At 52.9% G+C, this 19,401-nt stretch carries 16 protein-coding genes; all 16 read right to left on the reverse strand.

Translation table 11 applies throughout. The annotated features are described in order from the left end of the window. Positions 1-26 precede the first annotated feature (26 nt). On the reverse strand, positions 27-827 hold the full coding sequence (locus LAP85_06030; GenBank protein MBZ5495943.1) for a hypothetical protein: 801 nt from the start codon (positions 825-827) through the stop codon (positions 27-29). A gap of 15 nt (positions 828-842) precedes the next feature. After that, positions 843-1,838: an NAD-dependent epimerase/dehydratase family protein gene (locus LAP85_06035; protein ID MBZ5495944.1), complete on the reverse strand. Its 996-nt coding sequence runs from the start codon at positions 1,836-1,838 to the stop codon at positions 843-845. 26 nt (positions 1,839-1,864) lie between these two features. Continuing rightward, the gene (locus tag LAP85_06040; GenBank protein ID MBZ5495945.1) at positions 1,865-3,454 is read right to left on the reverse strand and encodes a B12-binding domain-containing radical SAM protein; all 1,590 of its coding nucleotides are present in this window, start codon (positions 3,452-3,454) and stop codon (positions 1,865-1,867) included. Between the two features lie 67 nt (positions 3,455-3,521). Further along, a complete protein-coding gene (locus LAP85_06045; protein ID MBZ5495946.1) occupies positions 3,522-4,469 on the reverse strand; it encodes a GDP-L-fucose synthase in 948 nt (315 codons plus the stop codon). Between the two features lie 25 nt (positions 4,470-4,494). Then, entirely contained in the window at positions 4,495-5,535 is a 1,041-nt protein-coding gene (gene gmd, locus LAP85_06050; GenBank protein ID MBZ5495947.1) for a GDP-mannose 4,6-dehydratase, read from the reverse strand. Between the two features lie 169 nt (positions 5,536-5,704). After that, positions 5,705-7,219: a B12-binding domain-containing radical SAM protein gene (locus LAP85_06055; GenBank protein ID MBZ5495948.1), complete on the reverse strand. Its 1,515-nt coding sequence runs from the start codon at positions 7,217-7,219 to the stop codon at positions 5,705-5,707. Between the two features lie 32 nt (positions 7,220-7,251). Further along, positions 7,252-8,052, reverse strand: a complete 801-nt coding sequence (locus LAP85_06060) for a glycosyltransferase family 2 protein (protein MBZ5495949.1) — start codon at positions 8,050-8,052, stop codon at positions 7,252-7,254. Between the two features lie 99 nt (positions 8,053-8,151). Further along, complete coding sequence (locus LAP85_06065; GenBank protein MBZ5495950.1) at positions 8,152-9,552, reverse strand: B12-binding domain-containing radical SAM protein; 1,401 nt, start codon at positions 9,550-9,552, stop codon at positions 8,152-8,154. A 19-nt stretch (positions 9,553-9,571) separates the two neighbouring features. After that, complete coding sequence (locus LAP85_06070; protein ID MBZ5495951.1) at positions 9,572-10,324, reverse strand: glycosyltransferase family 2 protein; 753 nt, start codon at positions 10,322-10,324, stop codon at positions 9,572-9,574. Positions 10,325-10,465: 141 nt separating this feature from the next. Then, the gene (locus tag LAP85_06075; protein ID MBZ5495952.1) at positions 10,466-11,485 is read right to left on the reverse strand and encodes an NAD-dependent epimerase/dehydratase family protein; all 1,020 of its coding nucleotides are present in this window, start codon (positions 11,483-11,485) and stop codon (positions 10,466-10,468) included. Continuing rightward, positions 11,482-12,492: an NAD-dependent epimerase/dehydratase family protein gene (locus tag LAP85_06080; GenBank protein ID MBZ5495953.1), complete on the reverse strand. Its 1,011-nt coding sequence runs from the start codon at positions 12,490-12,492 to the stop codon at positions 11,482-11,484. The genes LAP85_06075 and LAP85_06080 overlap by 4 nt, the downstream gene beginning before the upstream one ends. Before the next feature lie 77 nt (positions 12,493-12,569). Beyond that, a complete protein-coding gene (locus tag LAP85_06085; GenBank protein ID MBZ5495954.1) occupies positions 12,570-14,027 on the reverse strand; it encodes a metallophosphoesterase in 1,458 nt (485 codons plus the stop codon). Beyond that, the gene (locus tag LAP85_06090) at positions 14,024-15,115 is read right to left on the reverse strand and encodes a radical SAM protein (protein MBZ5495955.1); all 1,092 of its coding nucleotides are present in this window, start codon (positions 15,113-15,115) and stop codon (positions 14,024-14,026) included. Before LAP85_06090 ends, LAP85_06085 begins: the two co-directional genes overlap by 4 nt. After that, positions 15,096-15,980 carry a glycosyltransferase gene (locus tag LAP85_06095; protein MBZ5495956.1) on the reverse strand — a complete coding sequence of 295 codons (885 nt, stop codon included), beginning with the start codon at positions 15,978-15,980 and terminating at the stop codon, positions 15,096-15,098. Before LAP85_06095 ends, LAP85_06090 begins: the two co-directional genes overlap by 20 nt. Before the next feature lie 83 nt (positions 15,981-16,063). Continuing rightward, a complete protein-coding gene (locus tag LAP85_06100) occupies positions 16,064-17,785 on the reverse strand; it encodes a glycosyltransferase family 39 protein (GenBank protein MBZ5495957.1) in 1,722 nt (573 codons plus the stop codon). Further along, complete coding sequence (locus LAP85_06105) at positions 17,775-19,289, reverse strand: glycosyltransferase family 39 protein (GenBank protein MBZ5495958.1); 1,515 nt, start codon at positions 19,287-19,289, stop codon at positions 17,775-17,777. Before LAP85_06105 ends, LAP85_06100 begins: the two co-directional genes overlap by 11 nt. Positions 19,290-19,401: the final 112 nt, after the last annotated feature.

Here is a 19,401-nt window from a genome sequence, read left to right on the forward strand (position 1 = left end):
AGCAACAGGATCCAACAAGCCAAAGCTCAATTAGCATTATGAGCTTTCCCAAAGTCAGAACGTGCGGCCATGAGGTAAGCAATGTGTGCGGCTCTTACTTTTAGACACCGTGGGAAAAGACCCTCGATGGAGCTGTGCAGCTCAAGCGCCTTCATCAAAAAGCCTTCCAGCCTGCTGCCGGCTGCCTGCTCACGCCGCTCTTGTGAACGGCTTACGCCCGGCGGGAAAGGTGGCATATCTAAAAGTCCGCAATCGTAAATTCGCATCTTGCTGTTTCCCAGCCGGCAGTATTTCAGCAACTCGTGGAGATGCATGCCTTTAAGCCCGCTGTGATCTGCATGAGCGGCATTGCCGCCATTCGGCACGAAGACAGCGTAGCTCCTGGCAGCTTCCCGCAAGAATGAGAAGTAGTCTTCCTTCGAAGAATTGACCCGTTGCAGAACCTCACAGGACAAGGCCAAATCAAATCTTTCCCCGTCAAGGCGTTCACGATCGATCCTTCCTAGATCGTCGACCTGGCTAAATCTCGCACCAGTCCCGCTAAGAATACCCATGGAAGAAAGATCCCGAAGGCATCGTTGCGCCCCTCCAATTCGATCCGCTCTCTCGTCAATTACAAGAACCTGCCCGTCAAGGATCTCTGAAAGCAGGATGAAATCCATGCTATAGCCGAATTTCTCAGGGAGACCGGCGATGAGAATCCGTTTCGCCATTGCGATTGCATCGATAAATTTCCAGAGTCTACGTAACTTGGCACAATATTCATAAGCCGTACCGACTCCTTCGCCTTCGGCCAGGCTGATCTTGTAAAAGAATTTAATGTCCATCCTGCGCTTCCGCATTTACAAGTATTCCTTCTCCGTGTACCAACAAAGCGTCCTTTTCACACCTTCACGAAAGTCAACCGTTGGCACATAACCCAGCTCAATTTGGGCCTTGCGGTTGCTAAAAGCCCTATTTTCTGAGAAAAACTTCACCTGGGATCGCGTTAATAGAGGTTTTGATGCGCGGATGCTTCGGGCAAGCAATTCGAGCGCGCTCGCCCCAAGCCATGCAAAGCCGCGCGGGATGTTTATTCGGGACAAATGGACGTTCAATTCCTCAGCGATGATTTCTGCGATCTCCCTCACATGAAGCGGCGCTTTTCCAGTGATCATATAGGTCTTTCCGATGGCCCTATTGTTGTCCGCACACAGGAGAATCCCCTGGATTAAATCATCAATATAGGTTGGGTGAAGCACGCTGGCGCCATTCCCGATCAAGAAAAACCGTCGCTTGCGAATCGCGCTGAACAGAGGTAATACGTGCAGATCGCCAGGGCCGTAGACGAACTCAGGCCGGACGATCGTAAAAGGAAGATGACCCGACTTTCCGAACCTCAACACTTCCCTTTCCGCTTCACACTTCGACATTTCATAGATGTTCGAAGGATTGAACGGAAACGCTTCATCAGCAATGACGCCGTCTGGAAGAGGGCCCAGCACACCGGCACTGCTCAGGTGAATGAACTGTCTGACGCTCGTGCCAGCAAGGCTATTTAAAACGTTAGTCACAGCACGTGTATTTACCTTCCAATATTCATCATGGGATATTCGCCACTGACCTAGCAGACCAAAAGAGCCGTATACTATTTCGATTCCATCCATACATGCGCGAAGAGAACCTTCATCCAGGACATCACCATAGCAATACTCGATATCGACCCCACCATCCCGGTTGCATCCCGCTACTTCACCCTTGTGCCGAACAGGGATACGAACCCGAACACCCTTTCCCAAGAGTGCCTGAACAATATGGCTTCCAATAAATCCAGTGCCGCCAATAACCAGTGCCTTCATCAAAACCCCGCAATTGCAGCCAGTTACTATACGATTCGGCTTCCCGCTTTTCCGCTCTTTCTTCGCTTCCCGATCGAACTTAGAACGGGCTTTCCTTCAAAGAGCCATTTTACGGCGATCGACCCAAGCTTTATGAAGTTGCATAGGATGGCGAAGCGCACCAACATAAACGGAGCCTTTGACAAATAATTCACTCCGCTAAGGAACCTGATAAACCTCTTTGGCACAAAGTTTTTTGAGCACAGAGAATATAAGCTCAACCAATACCTGTCGGACAGAGGACGCGGATGATTTAAGGAAACATACCATTGGTCAAAACACGTAGTAGCTCTTCCTTCGACTTGATCTTCTGTAATCACTTTTGCTTCGAGGGCGTTTCGAGTCAGAATGGTATTAGGAAAATATATCAGTGAGAACATGTGCATATGGAAAGGGCGCGACATACTGAGTAACAGTTTAAGACCGCTCCTCTTATCCTCAGTCGTCTCGAAAGGATTATCAACAATAACATCATAGAATGGCACTATCCTCAATTCTCGCATTATCCGGGAAGTGTTAATCAGTTTCTCATCGGAAACCGGACGATTAAAGACCTCCTTGCGAACGCGTGCGGAACCAGACTGTATCCCGATCTCAACACGTTCCAGGCCTGCGTCCCGTAGCATGCATAAGATTTCCCTGTCAACAGTTTCGGGGTGCTGCATGCAATGAAAAGGCAAGCCGATGTCTCTTTTGTATTGTTCCACAAATTCCTCAGCCCAGTCCCTATCCCAGGTAAATACCTCATCGATGAAATCGATTCGTTTCAGGTCAGCAAAATTATCCCTTTGCGATCTCAACTCATCCAACACGTTCTTGACGCTTCTTCGCCTTATTGCCCGTCCCTTCCCTGCACACAAGTCGCTAAGGATACTGTTGGAACAATAGCTGCACCGATATGGACAGCCCCTGGAAGTTATGACATCCAGATTGAAAGATCGTCTTCCCGGATCCTCGCAAGCGATCTCGTTGTGGTGGACAAAATACTTGCTTTCATCAATATAATCTGGAAACGGCAGGGCATCTAAATTCTGCCACAGCCCGCGGATTGGGTTTCTGACAATTGACCCGTCTCTCCGGGTCCAGATGCTTTCGACATTCGGATTAACATTTCTTAAAGCAAGCTCTTGCGCAAGCTCCAAAATTGCCTGCTCCCCTTCACCCAGACAAATCATGTCTGCAATCTGTATGCTTTCATCAGGCGCCACAGTAGCATGCGTGCCGCCCCAGATAACTGGTTTGTTCAATCTCGTCTGTATTTGTCTCGTAATCTCACGTGCAATAGAGAGAAAAGAAGATCGCACTCCAAGTCCTACCAGATGAGGATCAAGCCGGCCTATGAGCTGCAACAAAAGCTCGTATTCCCTCTGGCTTGGACGTTCCATCAGGTCCAGAGCGATATCTTTGTCCTTGAAAAAGATAAGATGGACGTCAATCCCATTCTCGCGCAAGACAGAGGCTAGGTAACGCAGTCCGATCGCACTGCAGGAGTAAAGCGAGATAAGACAAACTCGGATTCTTGCGCGGCCGCCATCTCCTGCGCCCATAGCCTGGGAGCTGCCTGTCATTTTCGCCATCGCGTTAAGATCGTGTTACGGAATTCTGCGACACGAGATCACTATTAAATCCTGCAGAATACGAGGATCATGGTAGGTTCGCCTGATACCAGCTGTACAGGTCTGCCAGGCCCGCATCAAGCGACCTGTGTGCGGTCCAACCGAGGGAGGTCAGGCGGTGGACATCCAGCAGCTTCCTGGGGGTGCCATCGGGTTTTGAGGGGTCGAACACTATTGGGCCCCGATAGCCGACAATATCACGAATCAAGAGCGCCAACTCGCGAATCGTCACATCCTCCCCCGTGCCGACGTTGATGATTTCCGGGTCGTCGTAGTGCAACATCAGGAACAGCACTGCATCGGCCAGGTCGTCCACATGGAGAAATTCGCGGCGCGGCGTCCCGGTGCCCCAGACGACGACTTCGGGAGCGTCGGTCAGTTTCGCCTCGTGGAATTTGCGGATGAGCGCAGGCAAGACATGGGCCTTTTTAAGGTCGAAGTTGTCGCCAGGACCATAGAGGTTGGTCGGCATCGGGCAGATCACGTTGAAGCCGTACTGACGGCGGTAAGCTTGCGCCATGCTGATGCCGGCAATCTTGGCGACGGCGTAGGGTTCGTTGGTGCGTTCAAGGGGACCCGCAAGTAGATATTCTTCCCTGATGGGCTGAGGAGCTTCACGCGGGTAAATGCAGGAAGAACCGAGCACAAGCATCTTCTCCACACCATGCTGCCAGGCGGCGTGGATCACATTGCATTCAATCATCAGATTTTCATAAATGAACTCGGCGGGATAGCTGCTGTTGGCGTGGATCCCACCGACCCGGGCGGCAGCGAGGAAAACTAATTCAGGCTTTTCCTTCGAGAAGAAATCCTGGACCGCATCCTGCTTCGTGAGATCGAGCTCGCGCAGTGTCCGCAATAACAGCCTGTTGCATCCCGCTTTCATAAGACGGCGGCAGATGGCGGAACCGACCAGACCCGTGTGGCCGGCTACGAAGATTTTGCTCTCGGGATGTAATACTGGTTTCGCCTTCAACGCTCGAAGTTCTCCCCAGAATCAGTCAAATGTAAGTCCGCAAGGAGGAGGAGTGACCCGCGTTCAGCAAAGTCTTTTCCTTTTGCGCCATCTCTAAGTCATGATCGACCATCATGCGCACCAGCTCTTTGAAACCCACCTTGGGCTCCCACTGGAGTCTCGCCTTTGCTTTGGAACGATCTCCCATGAGTTGATCTACTTCCGTAGGGCGCAGATACCTTGAGTCCAGTTCCACATAGCTCGGCCAGTCCAATCCCACAAGGGAGAAGGTCTCGTCCAGAAACTCCTTTACTGAGTGTGATTCCCCAGTCGCGATGACATAATCGTCCGGCTCGGCCTGCTGCAGCATCGCCCACATCGCTTTCACATAGTCTCCCGCATAACCCCAATCGCGTTTCGCTTCAAGATTGCCCAGGTAGAGCTTCGTCTGCAATCCGTGGCGGATACGGCCCGCGGCGCGCGTTATCTTGCGGGTTACGAACGTCTCGCCTCGCTGCGGAGACTCATGGTTGAAGAGGATTCCATTGCAGATGAATAGGCCATAGGCCTCTCGGTAATTGACGGCGTACCAGTGAGCGGCAACCTTGCTCGCAGCATAAGGACTGCGAGGGTAGAAGGGCGTCTTCTCGTTCTGCGGCGGGGGCGCCGCGCCGTACATTTCCGAGGATCCTGCCTGATAAAACCGGACTTGACCGGGATTGTTGCCGCAATAGTCGCGCACCGCCTCCAGCAGGCGCAATGTGCCGGTCGCCACCGTATCCGCCGTGTATTCGGGTTGATCAAAAGAAACACGAACGTGCGACTGAGATCCCAGGTTGTAAACCTCATCCGGTTCCGTCTTCTCCAGGATCCGGCGCAGGCTGGTGCCGTCGGTGAGATCCCCGTAGTAAAGAAACATCCGTGCACCACGGTCATGAGGATCCCGGTAGATGTCTTCGATGCGGTCCGTATTGAAGGTGCTCGTCCGCCTGATGATGCCATGAACTGCGTAGTTTTTTTCGAGCAGCAACCGAGCCAGGTACGATCCGTCCTGGCCTGTGATACCAGTGATCAGCGCTTTCTTCATGGGTGGTGAGTCTAACACACAAGTCGAATCATTTCGAACTAAACCCGTTGCCGTCGTCAACCCCGGGGCAATCGGAAATTGCTTCAGATCCCTGTCCAGCACTTATGCATCCAGGCTGTTTCCTGTCGCCAGGACTGCAAAGTAGGAATCCACAAGCAGAACACGGGTGTTAGTTCTTTAACTCGACCCTGCCACAGGTTCGGCGAAGATTCTTGAGAAGGAAATTGACAACGATTCGTCGGTCCTTTTTGAAATACGACAAGTACTTCTTCGTTAAACGGAAGGGGTGTCGCGCCAGCGCCATGATTCTGCTGATCAGTTCTTCATGAGCTACTAATCGTTCCAGCTCTGCTGCCGGCAATTCCGGAGTATTGATATTTGCCCGCTCAACCCGAATGTTGTCAAGACTGAAATCCGGGACAAAATAGCCGCCCCGCTCACAAAGATCCCACAATCTTGTGCCAGGCATCGGATTGGCGAAAAAGAAATGCGTGGTATCGGTATCCAATTCGCGGGCAAACCGGAAGCTACGCTTTAACGTGTCTCTGCTTTCGCCGGGCATTCCCACGACAAAGAACGATTCAACCTCGATTCCGTATTTCTGCATTGATCTCACCAGCGGTTTGACTTTTCTCAAGTCAAGAGGCTTCTTGATAACATCATGCAGCATGTGCTCATCGCCTGACTCTACGGCCACGAACAGCTTGTAACACCCGCTGGCCCGCATCAGTCCGAGCAGATTCTCGTCGACTGCCCAGAGCGCCAAACCCGTGGGAACGGTCCAGACAATGTCCAACTTCCTGTCTATGATTCCCTGAAAAAGCTTCTCGGCACGTTTTCTGTTCAATACCAGGTTATCGTCGTCGAAATGAACCTCTCTGATGCCGTAGGTCTTCACAAGATGTTCGATCTCATCCAGAACGTTTTCAGCGGATCGGGCGCGCCATTTCCCGCCCCAGGTGGCATGAACCGGACAAAATGTGCACTGGGCGACGCACCCGCGCGAGGTATTCAGCGGGGTGAAGGGTTTACGCCGCGTCAGAAGAAATGCTTCCCCGATTTCAAAATATCTCTCCATCGGGAGGAGGTGCCGCGCCGGCCAGGGCAATTCATCCAAATTCTCGATGAAGCGGGTCTTGGGAAGCACCCGCACAATCCCATTCTGTCTGGAAGCCAGGCCGTCGAGCCCGGAGTAGTCCCCAATCTCGATGCTTCTTAAGAGATCCCGAAAGCTGTGCTCGCCCTCCCCGAGCACCACGAAATCAATTTCTCTATGTTGAATTACATTTTCCGGCACAGCCGACGGATGCGGGCCGCCGATGACGGTAACAATCTCCGGGCTGACTTTTCTGACAAGTTCACAGACCTGAAGCGCCTCCCGGAACCCCGAGGAAAAGGAGTTCGAGACGCCGATTACGTCCGGGGCGAATGCCTCGATCCTTTCGCGAAGTCTTTCAAAGCTAAGGCCGTAGCGGATCAGGTTTCTCCCAAGTTCGATTTCGGTCTCATACCCCTCCACGACGCTGTCCACGATCTGAACCTGGTAGTCCTTTTCTATCATTGCTGCCAGGTAGCCGAGTCCGATGGGAGGATGCACACCTTTGGGTTCGGAACTCAGGTCCGTATGCACGGTCAAAGGGGGTTGAATGAGAAGTATTTTCTCGATTTTCTTTCTTTCGCTCATGAACTAAGGCTTCCCTTCCCAACCATTCTCAGCTATTGGCGCGGCGCATTGGATATACGCTCCGCAGGCGGACGTTCGTGCGCCTTCCCGGGCTTCAATGTCCCAACTCTTGCCAACTTCTCCTTGACGAACAGCCATCTGAGCCGGAAGACCCCCTTCATGTCTTCCCAGGCGGTGGGAACAATCCTGACGCGGCTGTCGTCGTCCTCAATCCAGGTTACTGGGATTTCTTTGATCCGGTACCCTCGCCTCTCGGCCAGCACAAGAAGTTCGGTATCAAAGAACCAGGATTGATCCTTAACCTGAGGCACGAGGTCTTCCACAATTCGTCTGGTCACCGCCTTGAAGCCGCACTGGGCGTCTTTGAACTTGACAAACAAGAGACACTTCAGGATGACATTGTAGGCTCTTGAGGTGATCTCTCTTTTCAGGCATCGTTTCGTATTTGCACCCTTGGCAAGGCGCGAGCCAATCGCGATGTCATAGCCTTCCCGCCCAAGCGCGTAAACAAGCTTCGGCAAAGCCGCCAGTTCAGTGGAGAGATCCACATCCGTATACAGAACGATGTCAGCAGTACTCACCCGCCATGATTCCCGCAGGGCGCGGCCTCGACCACGTTCCTTCAGATGCACACATGCCACATCATCAAACGTTTCTGCCAGATTCTCTGCAACCTTTAAAGTGCCGTCCGTCGAGCCGTTGTCGACAACGACAATGCGCCATTTAAATCCAACCTGTTTCTGCAAAAATTCACGAACCGTCGCCACGCTCGCTTCCAAAACGTGCGCCTCGTTCAGGACAGGGATGACGACGTCAACACGGATGTCAGATATGGTCTTTTCTCGCAACAAATAAAGTTTCCTCAGTCAAAGGTTTGGTTTCCGCCCAGTTTTGACATGCCTCCTGACAGGAGCACAATTCGACTTGAAGACTCATTTCGGTACCAGAGCCCTTAAAAACCTCAAACCATTGCTAATTGAACTTCGATTCGCGAAGAGACTGATGTGGTTCACCAAATACTGCGGCCTGATCAGAAACCTTCGATATGCTCTCGTCTGGACTTCCAAAAGGTCCTTTTCCTCCATTCCGGACGGAACGAAGGGCAATGTGCCCGGGTGGCCGGAGTAGTTTCTCCAATCGTCGCTGACCCGTCCGTGTTTTTTGGCAAGTTCTCTCAGCGGTGTGCCGGGATAGGGAGTAAACATAAAAAAAGAAACCCCATCCAAAGGAAGAGACAAAGCCAGCCTGATCGTCTTCTCCATCTCCGCTCTTGTCTCTGTCGGTATCCCCAGGATGAAGGAACCCATCACGTTTATGCCGTGCTGCTTGATGAGTCGAATGCCCTTCTCCGTCTCCTCCATTTTGAGTTTTTTGTTAATCAATTCCAGGATTCGGGTGCTCCCGCTCTCGATGCCGACATAAACGACACTGCACCCTGCCATTTTCATGAGCGGGAGAACCTCTTCGTCAACCTCATTCGCACGACCAAGACACGACCAACCTATATCCAGACGCCGTCCGAGCATCTCCCGGCAAATGTCAATCGTTCTATTCTTTGAAAGCAAAAAGTTGTCATCTTCAAATGAGATGAACTCAACGCCATACCTCTCCTTTAAGGAGGCGATCTCTTTGACAACATATTCAGCGCTGTGTGCCCGCCACTTCCTGCCGAATATCGACTGGTCACAGTACCCGCATTGAAAGGGACATCCCCGGCTGGTGATCATAGTCGTGGTGAAGCGCGCACCGCGGAATGGGGTGTGGGAATAACGCCGCAAATCCTTGAGCAAATGACGTGCCGGGACCGGCGTAGCATCGAGGTCTGAAACCGGCTTTCTCACAGGGTTCTGTATGATCGCACCCTGATATCGGATCAGCGTACCCGGAACTCCATTCAGGGGCTGGCTGCTTTCCAGGCGCTCCACCACCTCTGCCAGGGTTTGCTCCCCCTCGCCCACGACTCCAATGTCCAAGGTCTCGCAGTCCTTCATGGTCTCGAGTGGGATAGCACTCAAATGGGCTCCGCCCAAAACGGTCGTAATTTCGGGATAAGACTCCTTTAACACCTGGAGCACTTGCCTGGCTGCATGGTAGGAGACCGTGGTAGAGGTAACGCCCACGACTCGGGGCATAAAGGCATCGATTTGCTGTCTCAATTGGGAGATTCCGATATTCTCGGCGGCACAGTCCACAATTCTCACTTCGTGTTTTTTTTCAAGCAAGACCGCTCCGAGATAACACAATCCCAGGGGAGGCAGACAGGGTGCGCCGGCAGAGTATTTGGAATATATGTCAGCATTGGTGATGTGAGGATTGATCAAAAGGATTTTCATGATGGTTCCGATGCTTTATTTAACTTTCTCGAACTTGTTTCCACAGAGCCAGGATCTCATGCAAGGTAATATAGATGTGTTTCATCTTGACTTTGGAGACGCCGGACGTCCTCGGCAGGTGACGGACACTGATCTCCTTAATTCTCAAACCCCGCTTTTTCAGCTTCACCATGATTTCGGTGTCAATGAAATAGCCGCCCGATTCTATGGAAATCTCCTTAAGGGCCGACCGCTTGAACAATTTGAACGAGCAATCGACATCCTTCAGCTTCAGTCCGAACAAGATGCGCACGAGTAAGTTGTAGCCTCTTGAGAGCAGCAGACGGTGACGCGGATCTTGTCGGTTCTTTCTGTAGCCTACGACGATGTCATATTCAGCGATCAAAGGAAATGCCCTGTGAAGGTCGTTCATGTCAAATTGATAATCGCCGTCGGTAAAAAACACCAGGTCATACCGCGCCGCGTCGAAACCAGCTTTCAGGGCATTTCCATATCCTCGGCTCTCCTTGTGGTGTATGACCTTTACGAAGCCGTCATTCTCCTTAGCCAAACAATCCGCGATCTCCCGAGTCCTGTCAGTACTCCCGTCGTCGATGATAATTACCTCGCCCTGCACGAAAGTTGATTTGATCAGGCCGAGAAGGTCTTGAGTTAATCTCGCAACCGTGGCTTCTTCGTTCAATGCGGGGAAAAATGCTGAGATGGACTTATTTGCATCGATCCTGTCTTTGGCTGTCGCGGCGCCGCTGTGATTATCCGTGAGGCTTTTCATGGTTATGCTTGTTCCTCCGTGAGACGATGCAGGCTGGTTTCAGATTCCCGCTTGAAGCTCACTCAGCTGCACCGGGTGAAGAAAAGTTCTTGCGCGCGCTTTCTATGATGCTGTCAAGCAGCATGCTCACAGGCTCATCTTTCAGGCGACTGCCGCGCTGGCAACTTGGGATCCATTGCGGTGTTGGAGATACCATCTTGCGGTTATGTGCACGCCCTCCCGGAGGCTGATCCTGGGTGCGTAGCCAAGTTCACGGCGCGCCTTGTCGATTTCGTGACGGTTATCGCTGCCGAACAATTTGACGCCCAGCCGCGTCACCAGTGGCTGGCGTTGGGGATGGACCTGCTTGACAGCCCGCTCGGCGGCGAATGCGAGCGCATACAGAGCAAAGTAGGGTATGTGGAGGCGCGGCGGCTTGGCACCAATTTCCAGTGCTATTGCGTGCCAGAGTTGCGCCTGAGTCAGCGGTTGGTCGTTGGTGAGGTTGAACACCCGGCCAACGGCCTGCTCCCGGCTGGCCGCCAGGAGCAGGCCATCCACGATGTCGCTGACATAGACGAAGGGAACGGCATTGCGCCCCGACCCAATGATAATGGCTCTCCCGGCACGCAGGCGGTCCGCCATGCGCCCAAAGTTGATCCAATCCCCTGGCCCAAAGACAGTACCGGGACGGATAATTACGCCGGGCAGATAGTCCCGGGTGATATAACTCTGCACGAGCTTGTCGGCGTCAGCCTTGGTTGCTGCATAGAGATCAGACCCGGGTCTCAACGGAAAATCTTCGCGCACCGGCTGACCCAGTCCCATGCCGTAGACAGCCCAGGAACTCACATGGATCAGGCGTTTCACGCCGGCTGCCAGCGCAGCCCGGCAAACATTTTCGACACCTGTCACGTTGACGGAATAGTAGTCCTGTCTGGGGCGCCAAAGGCCGTGTATCGCCGCAAGGTGGAAGACCGTATCCACGCCCTGCATCGGCTCGATCAGCTCTTCCCGCTGGCACACGTCGCCACGGTAGACAGTGACGTGGTGCTGCTCGAGCCAGGCCGTATCCTCGGTGGGAAGGACGAGCGCCCGGACGGTATCGCCGCGTGCACACAACGCCCCAACCAAGTGATGGCCTATAAAGCCAGTCGCCCCGGTGACCAGAGTCTCCCTCACTTCTCCTCCCGCGCGCTGTTTACGCTGTGCCTCGACCGATACCAGGCGACGCTCCATTGCACTCCCTGGGCCAGGTTGACCTCGGGTGAAAACCCGAGCTCGCGCCGGGCCCTCTGGATGACAAAGCGATTCTCGCCACCCAACAGTTGCACGCCATAGCGGGTGAGCGGCGGCGGCTGTCCCCGCCGTGAAATGTGACCCACGCCTTCTGCAACAGCTCCCAAAATCAGCGCGAGACGGCGGGGAAAATGACGGTTGGGCGCCGGCACTCCCAGCTCGGTGGCAATAGCGCCTACGTATTGAAGCTGGGTTACCGGCTCGTCGTTGACCAGAACGTAGGTCCTTCCGACGGCTTCAGCCGCTTCACCCGCCAGCAGAATACCCCGGGCCACGTCCGTCACATATATCAGCGGCAGGTGGTTGTTTCCGGAACCGATCAGAACCATCCTGCCGCGCTCAATCAGCGAGGCGAAGCGGGCAAAGCTCGCGACGTCCCGGGGGCCGTAGATCCAGCCGGAACGGACGATCGTCACGGGAGTCTCATGCTCCCGGAGCATTCTCTCCAGCAGCCGTTCGCCCATGACCTTGGACCAGCTATACGGATTCGGATCGATGTGCACCGGTGACGTCTCGTCGGCAACGCCGCGTACATCGGCGCCAAGAACGGCGATCGAGCTGACGTGCACAAAGCGGCGAACTCCGGCGGCTAACGCGACCTTGAGGAGAGACTCCAACCCTTGAATGTTGGTGATCTCGTACTCGCGCCGCGGTCCCCAGACACCCGTACGCGCAGCACAATGAAGCACCCGATCCACTCCGTGAACTGCGGCTTCCAGCGACGCGCGATCCGACAGGTCACCCCGGCAGATATCCACGCCCGCGCGCGCCCAGCAATCCGTGCCCTCGCCCGGACGCACGAGGGCACGCACGGATTCGCCCCGTTCTATCAGCAAGTCAACCAGATGGCTACCAAGCAGTCCGGTTGCTCCGGTTACCAGTACCGGCATTTCCACACCCCACTTGTCATTGCCAATTCCTTTAAGTTATCGGCACCCGGATGTTTCCACTTTCGTCCGGATTGGGCTCATTGAAAAGCACGAGCCTCTTTATCTGCTCGTGGCCTCCGAGGCTGGAAACCGAAGACGGTCACTTCCGCCGGGCACAGAACTCGAACCGGCAGAATGCTGTACCCGACCCCGCGCGAAACATAGAGCAAGGATTTCTTTAAGCGATAGAGCCCACCGGAATATCTCTTGCCAATCGAAGTCATAGTCTCAATGGGGCCATAGAATGGGATCCTGATCTGGCCTCCGTGGGTGTGGCCTGTCAAGATCACATCAACATCGTTCAACCGCGCTTTTGTGTGCGCGGCCATGCCGATCCGATATCGGACATTCCCGCCCCCGTCGACAGCATCGCTAAACTGCACGTATACAGAGTCGGACAGCGGGCTTCCGTTGAAGGCTTTCAGCCGCATCCACAGATGGTAGCGCACGCCGCTTCTGGCGCTGAAATCGGCCTCGAAATAGTCCGCCGGGTCGACCAAGGGCTGATATCGCCATCCCCGCCGGGCTGGCAGGTCATCCAGGCGAATGCCAGACAGCGCGCCCGAATCACCTGCCTTCTTCCACTTGCCATGCATCCGCTCTTCCTGAACAGCGCCTGCGGGAATCGCGATTAGATCGCCGTATCGTTCCGGGATGCTTCCTGCACGCAGAAACTCATCAATTCTCCCGAATCGCCGGAAATTCAGTGCGTCATCCAATTCAGGATACGGATTCAGAATAATCGTATCCACGAAAACGCCGTCCTGGCGGCTCTGAATGCGCACCGTCTGCGTACCATCCCGTTCGAAATAGACATCGCCTCTCTCAGGGCCAAAATAGGTACTTTCAGCCCAGCTCCAGGTCTTAAAAAAATCCTCCTTTTTGTCTGAATCAATGAGATTTACCGCCAAGGCATCTCCGCGCGGTAACAGGATATCAGGCGAATGTGCCAACAGGATCGTGGGATGATTGAAGCATACGCCCTTCACAGCTTCATCAAAGTTATCATAATGGTAAAAGGGGTCATCCACGCCGATCAGATAGAAGTTTCTCTCCCCATAAGACAACCTGACATTTCTATTACTCAAAACCGTGACTCGAATATCTTCCAGAGCCTTAAGAAAATCATCTTGAAACCGTCTCGGCTTGAACGTGTGATCGGCATTGCCGAGCACGGCGAATACGCCGCGTCTGGCTCTCATCTCGCCCAAGGTCCGGACGCAAGCAGAATATTGATTTGAGAAGCCAACTATAAGATCTCCGGTGATGAAAATGAAGTCGGGGGCCTCGCGGTTGACCAAGCGAACAATTTTCCTTTCGCGCGCCCCAAATCTGCGAATATGCAAATCAGAAAGCTGCACGATTTTCAGACCCTCGAGGCCGCAGTTGCATGGCTCAATATCCAGAGTTATCCTTTCGACCTCGATTCCCGGCGTGACCAGCATTTCACGAACCGCTTTCAGAGAAGTGCCACTCCATGCCCGGCGTCCTTTCAAAAATACTTTCTCATCTTCGATGCCAGTAGAGTTTTGAGAACCCGTAGTAAAGCAGGATACGAAACCAGCATGTTCGTGTAACTCGCATTGGCAAGCGGGCAATAGCACAACTCTTCACGAATAGGTTTCCGTACTTCCTGAGCTCTTTTTGAAAACCATACCTTGCCGAAGTCGTACAGCTCATCCCTCAGATTACCCATGCTCTCCGCCTTGGTACAGCAAGCCCATACGTTGCCGTCAGGAGCTATGTGGGCAGACATGAATCCGGCATAACACGGAACGATTTGCTTCTTTTCTCGGATGATCCTCTTAACCATTCGATAATATTCCGACCGGAATGCCTGCGTGACTCCATGGATGCCCCGATGCCGTTGGCCACGAATTCCGGCACAAAGATAATCGATCGCCCTGCAATAGGCGTCCTCCGCAGGTACAATATCCTCCCCAACCGTGCCCAATTCAACCCGCTGCTCGGCGATTTCGGTAATGTATGCGTCAGGACCCAACTTCAAAACCTCTTGATAAATCTGCGCGAATCTGTCGACGTTAAAGCGCGATATGACCGTATGAATGCCGACACTCAGGTTCGAACATTTTACCCTCTTCAGGTTTTCAATGGTTCTGATGGCCTTCGCATAATTCCCGTCCACGTTGCGGATCCTATCGTGGCGCTCTTCGATTTCGTCTAGAGAGACATTGACGATTACCCGTGTTTCTGGGGCATTTTTAGCGATCTGCTCGACCTTTTCGCCCACCACATCCGACAGAATCCCATTGGTAGGAATGTTCAGAATTCTTGGTTTGCAGTGCACATAGGCAAGCGCGCAGATCTCAGCGAAATCCCTTCGTAAAAAAGGTTCACCACCACTCATCGTAATCCAGAAGACTCTGGGTCCGATGGAAGCAAAAGTCTTATCATATTCCTCAACGCTGAACTCCAGCGCCCGCTTATCATATATCCTGCAGGTCCTGCACCTGGAGTTGCACCTGTACGTCACGCTGACCGTCAAATTTGCCGGGTACAAACGCGGCGTTCCAAAACGGCGATACAACTGATATCCGGGAATACTAACTGTCAGAGGAATCATTGCGCAGATTCTTTGTTGATTTTGCAATATCCCACACGAAGGGATTCTTTTTCTTGACGTAATAGTCGTAATCGCCCAACAGCTTGCCATACAACTCCAGCGCCATCGCGCCTGCGGTCCAAGACAGGAACCTGCCACTCCAGCCCGCGTCGCGGAGAACCCGTCCCACAAGCCGAACCAGATTATGAACCTTGATGGTGGATACCGTATAGCCGCATGTCGCCTGGAGATGCTTGTGGCCGGCCGTTACCCGGCGTCTCTGCTTGATGTAATCACGAATTGTTTCCGCGCCTTTGTTATGAACAACCGCATTGCCGGCGTAATGAATCCGAAGCCCGGCTTTGTTGATCAACGCTTCGATGCTAGCCTCGTCCACAGCAGTGTCAGCCGAAATCCCGTGGATAATGTTGCGGAAAGCGACCATTTCCCCTAACTTTGGTTCGGAAAGAGCAATCTGATGATGCAACCGCCAATATAAGCCGACCGTAAAGCCAATGAAGGTATTTGTCGCATTCATCGGCACCGGCCGGCCCCCGGTCATTCCAACCATTGGATCTTGGAATGGCTGGACAAGGTTCTCGACGGTGTCAGGCTCAGGTAGGGTATCGCCGCTTTCTAAAATGACGATGTCCCCCTCGGCATGTCTGAGAAACAGGTTGATCGCTGAGGCCTTGCCTTCTCTCTTTTCCTGAACCAGCAGTCTTACTTGTGGGTTCCGCCGGGCGCAGGATCTGACGATCTCCTCTGTCCTGTCCGTACAACCACTAGCCACCACACAAATATCCTTGATTTCACAACTGACCAGTCGCTGAGCATACAGGCATTCGAGCAAATACCCGATGTTCGCTTCCTCGTTGTATGCCATGACACCAATGCTGCAGGTCAGCATTTGATCCGCTCTCTATCCAGAGGTTTCACGGTAAGCCGGCATCCTTGCGGTCATGCGTCTCACCGACGCTTCAAAGCGAGTTGCGTCATCCCGCTCTCCTCTGCCGCCCTCTTCTCAAACAGAAATCGATTGTCCAAAAAGGTCCTCTTGAGGATATAGTTGTGTCTCACGAACTGAGCAAACTCTATCACCTCCGGATCGTCCTTCACCGTTGGGAGGGAAACGAGATCGTCAAATGACATGTGAACGCACAAAATGTATCTGGGAGCGGCAGCAATTATCTGGTCGATAAATTCCTTCCTGAGCAGCCTCGTAAGCGGCTGATTCGCCAGCGTTGCGTCCGATGGGAACAGGTACCAGCTCTGCAGAAACCGAGTCACATCTTCCATTCCCAGGAGAAAATGGATCACCGTATCCCCGGCGCCAAAGACCACAGCCATCCGGTCGTCCTTCCGCAGATCCTGCCGCACGTAGTCAACAACTTCATAGTCGCTCCGAAAGGAATAGGGATGAGTCGGGAACTCATTGAAAACACGATAGTATTCATTCATTGAAATCCGGCCAAAAACAAATAATACGTGCCACCGATAGTAATCGTAATTAATGATCCCGAACCCAACCAGTGTCGCTCCCAGCGTCACGACGATAAAGCACTTCCGGATGTCCTTGACGCTGTCGGATAAAAACCCTCGCATCCCCCGCCCCAGATCGAGCAGTTTCGGCATTCCATAGCTCGCCAGAACGGCAAACGGCGGCACCAGAATGATAAAATGGTAGCCGAAGAACTTGCCTTGCCCCCATACCATCACCAAGGAAATAACCGCCCAGACGGCAATGAGCAGGTTGTCCCTCTTTCTGTCCTGGAACAAAATAAAGAGGCAGGCAACCGCCGCGAGCAGCCACAGCCCCAGGCTCTCCCTCAATATGGAGTAGTGGCCGGAAAACATGGTCTCGATGCGGAGCCCCCTTGAGAGTCTCGCATATAAGGACACATGAACAAATAGAGCCTTATACATATCCGCCAGGGCGTGATGAATCCAGAAATAGTAGAGAAAAGGCAATTGAATCACAACGCAACCCGCAACCAGGACGAGCTGTTTTGCCAGAACCGATGACAGACATCGCCATCGCTCCCTTCCCCGGCCGGCGCTGAAAACCTTCGCTTCCATGAGCTCGCCCACTCCAAGAAAACACGAAAGTGCGGCAAGCATCAAAACAGCCGTAAGCTTGTAAACAACCGCCAACCCGACCAAAATCCCGATCGAGAAATATATCGGCCACTCCACCCAGCCTCGTTTGCTCTTCAGAATCATCGACAAGTATACCGCGCCGGCGATCAAAGGAGCCATAAACACTTCGCGCTGCGAAATGTACCAGTAAGTGCCCCATGCACTCCTGTTCTCGTAACCGAACCCGCTGAAGCCTAATCCGTTGGCGAATATGGTGTAGCACAATCCGGCGGCCAATGCGGCCCTGCCATCCAACGCCCGGAGAGTCACCAGGTAAACGAGGAGAACCGTCACAACAGACACGATCACGTGCCCGATGTGAGCTGAAATCATGTGGATGCCAAACAGCTTGAAAAACAAAGCGAAGGTAAAAAAAACACCATACCCGGTCAGATCGTAGACATCCCGATATGGGACCCTGCCTTCGAGGATCCCCCTCGCTGCGTAACCGAATCCGCCCTGATCCCCGCCCCACGGCTCCATCAGGACCGGAACACGAATCAGGATCGTAAGCACGACCAAACTGGAGATTACCGCCAACCTACACGCCAAGACCCCTCCTGGTACGGTGCACATAGACAAATCTGTCGTCGCGGAATTGTTTCTCTAGAACGTAGTTCGACGCCATAAAGGAATAAATTTCCCGGTAGTATTTGAATTCATCAAGCGCGCCGAGGCTGACAATGTATTTGGGCGGGCTTTGAACAAAACTGTCGAGAAGTTCCTTCCGGTATCCCTCAGCCCGCTCGACCCCACCGTGGGAACGCGAGAACAGAATCCATGAAAAAATGAACCTTGACGGGGAACTCCGCTTGGTGAGAAAGTGGATGACGCTTTCCGTGCCGCCAAGCGTGAAAATCGTATCCCCATCGTTGGTGTTCGCCACAAGATAGCGAGCCACATCATAATCTGCCGGAAAAGAGTAACTGTGCTTTGGATAGGCATTGAAATACGAGTAGTATGTTTCCCGGTTGATCTTCCCTGTTACATAATAGTAGAACTTTGTGTAATGCATGTAATTCAAGGTGGCAAAAAACAGGCCATTTGCCACCAACGCAAGTATGATAAAGGCCTTTCCAAACTCGGCCGTGACAACCTTGCGCAGTTCTAACCTCGGCCCCAGCGCCCTGATCAGCCCATAGCCCGCCAGCAGAGAAAGCGGTGGCAGGAGAATCAGGTAGTGATAGCCGAAAAACTCTCTGTGACTGATCAGATAAAGCAGAGAAGCAATCCCCCAAAATATCACCAGCAAGCTTTCCTTCCTGCGCTCGTTTACGACAATGTGCAAAGCAGATACGAGGAAAAAAATCCATAGGATAAAATTTTCTTCGGCTATGAAAAATGTGCGTGTGAGCGCCATTTTTGTCAGACCCAGGAGACTATGATCGACTTGTCCGTATACGGAGTAAACATACCGGAATATGATGTCGATCATTTCCGGCATCGCCTTTCTGACCCAGAAAAAGACGGCAAACGGAAGCAACGAAAATGCAAAACCTGCACCCAGCGCAGCGTTCTTTTTTAGGAAATCCCTGCCTCGCATTCCAAACCGCAACATCGACAGGTTCAGATAAATAGGCTGCCAAAAAAAGATGAGCAATGAGGGAAATTTGTAAACAAAAGCCAATCCCGCCAGGAGGCCTGCAGTCGTCAGCCGCACCAAGCTCCACCCGGTCCTCTCGGAGCGCAACAAAAGGTAGAAGCTGCTCACAATCAGCGGCAGCATAAATGTTTCCCGCTGCCCAATATACCAGAAGGTGCCAAAAGCAACGTCTCCGCCTGCGTGCATACCCAACCGCACGCCATTCGAAAAGAACGCGAACAGCAGCGCGCTCACATACCCGATATTTTTGCTCCAGATCATTTTTGCGAATGCAAATATCAGGAGGGTCGTGAGCATCGAAACGAGCATGTCGGCGATGGGTATGGCAGACATCGAAGCGCCGAAAAGCTTGAACATCAATGCGTAGGTGAGGAAAATGGCGGGCGATCCCATTTCCCAGAAGTCCTTATAAGGCAATTTTCCCTGAAGGATGCCTTCACCAATAACGGACATGATGCCTTGATCAGGCCCCAGGGGCTGCGTCAGTGAGGGAACGCGGACAACTGCGGCAAAAATTACGATGCCGGCAATCAAAAGGATGTCATGCGTTCGCAGATCGCTAGCA

It is taken from the genome of Terriglobia bacterium (assembly GCA_020072565.1).
Lineage (GTDB): Bacteria > Acidobacteriota > UBA6911 > UBA6911 > UBA6911 > JAFNAG01.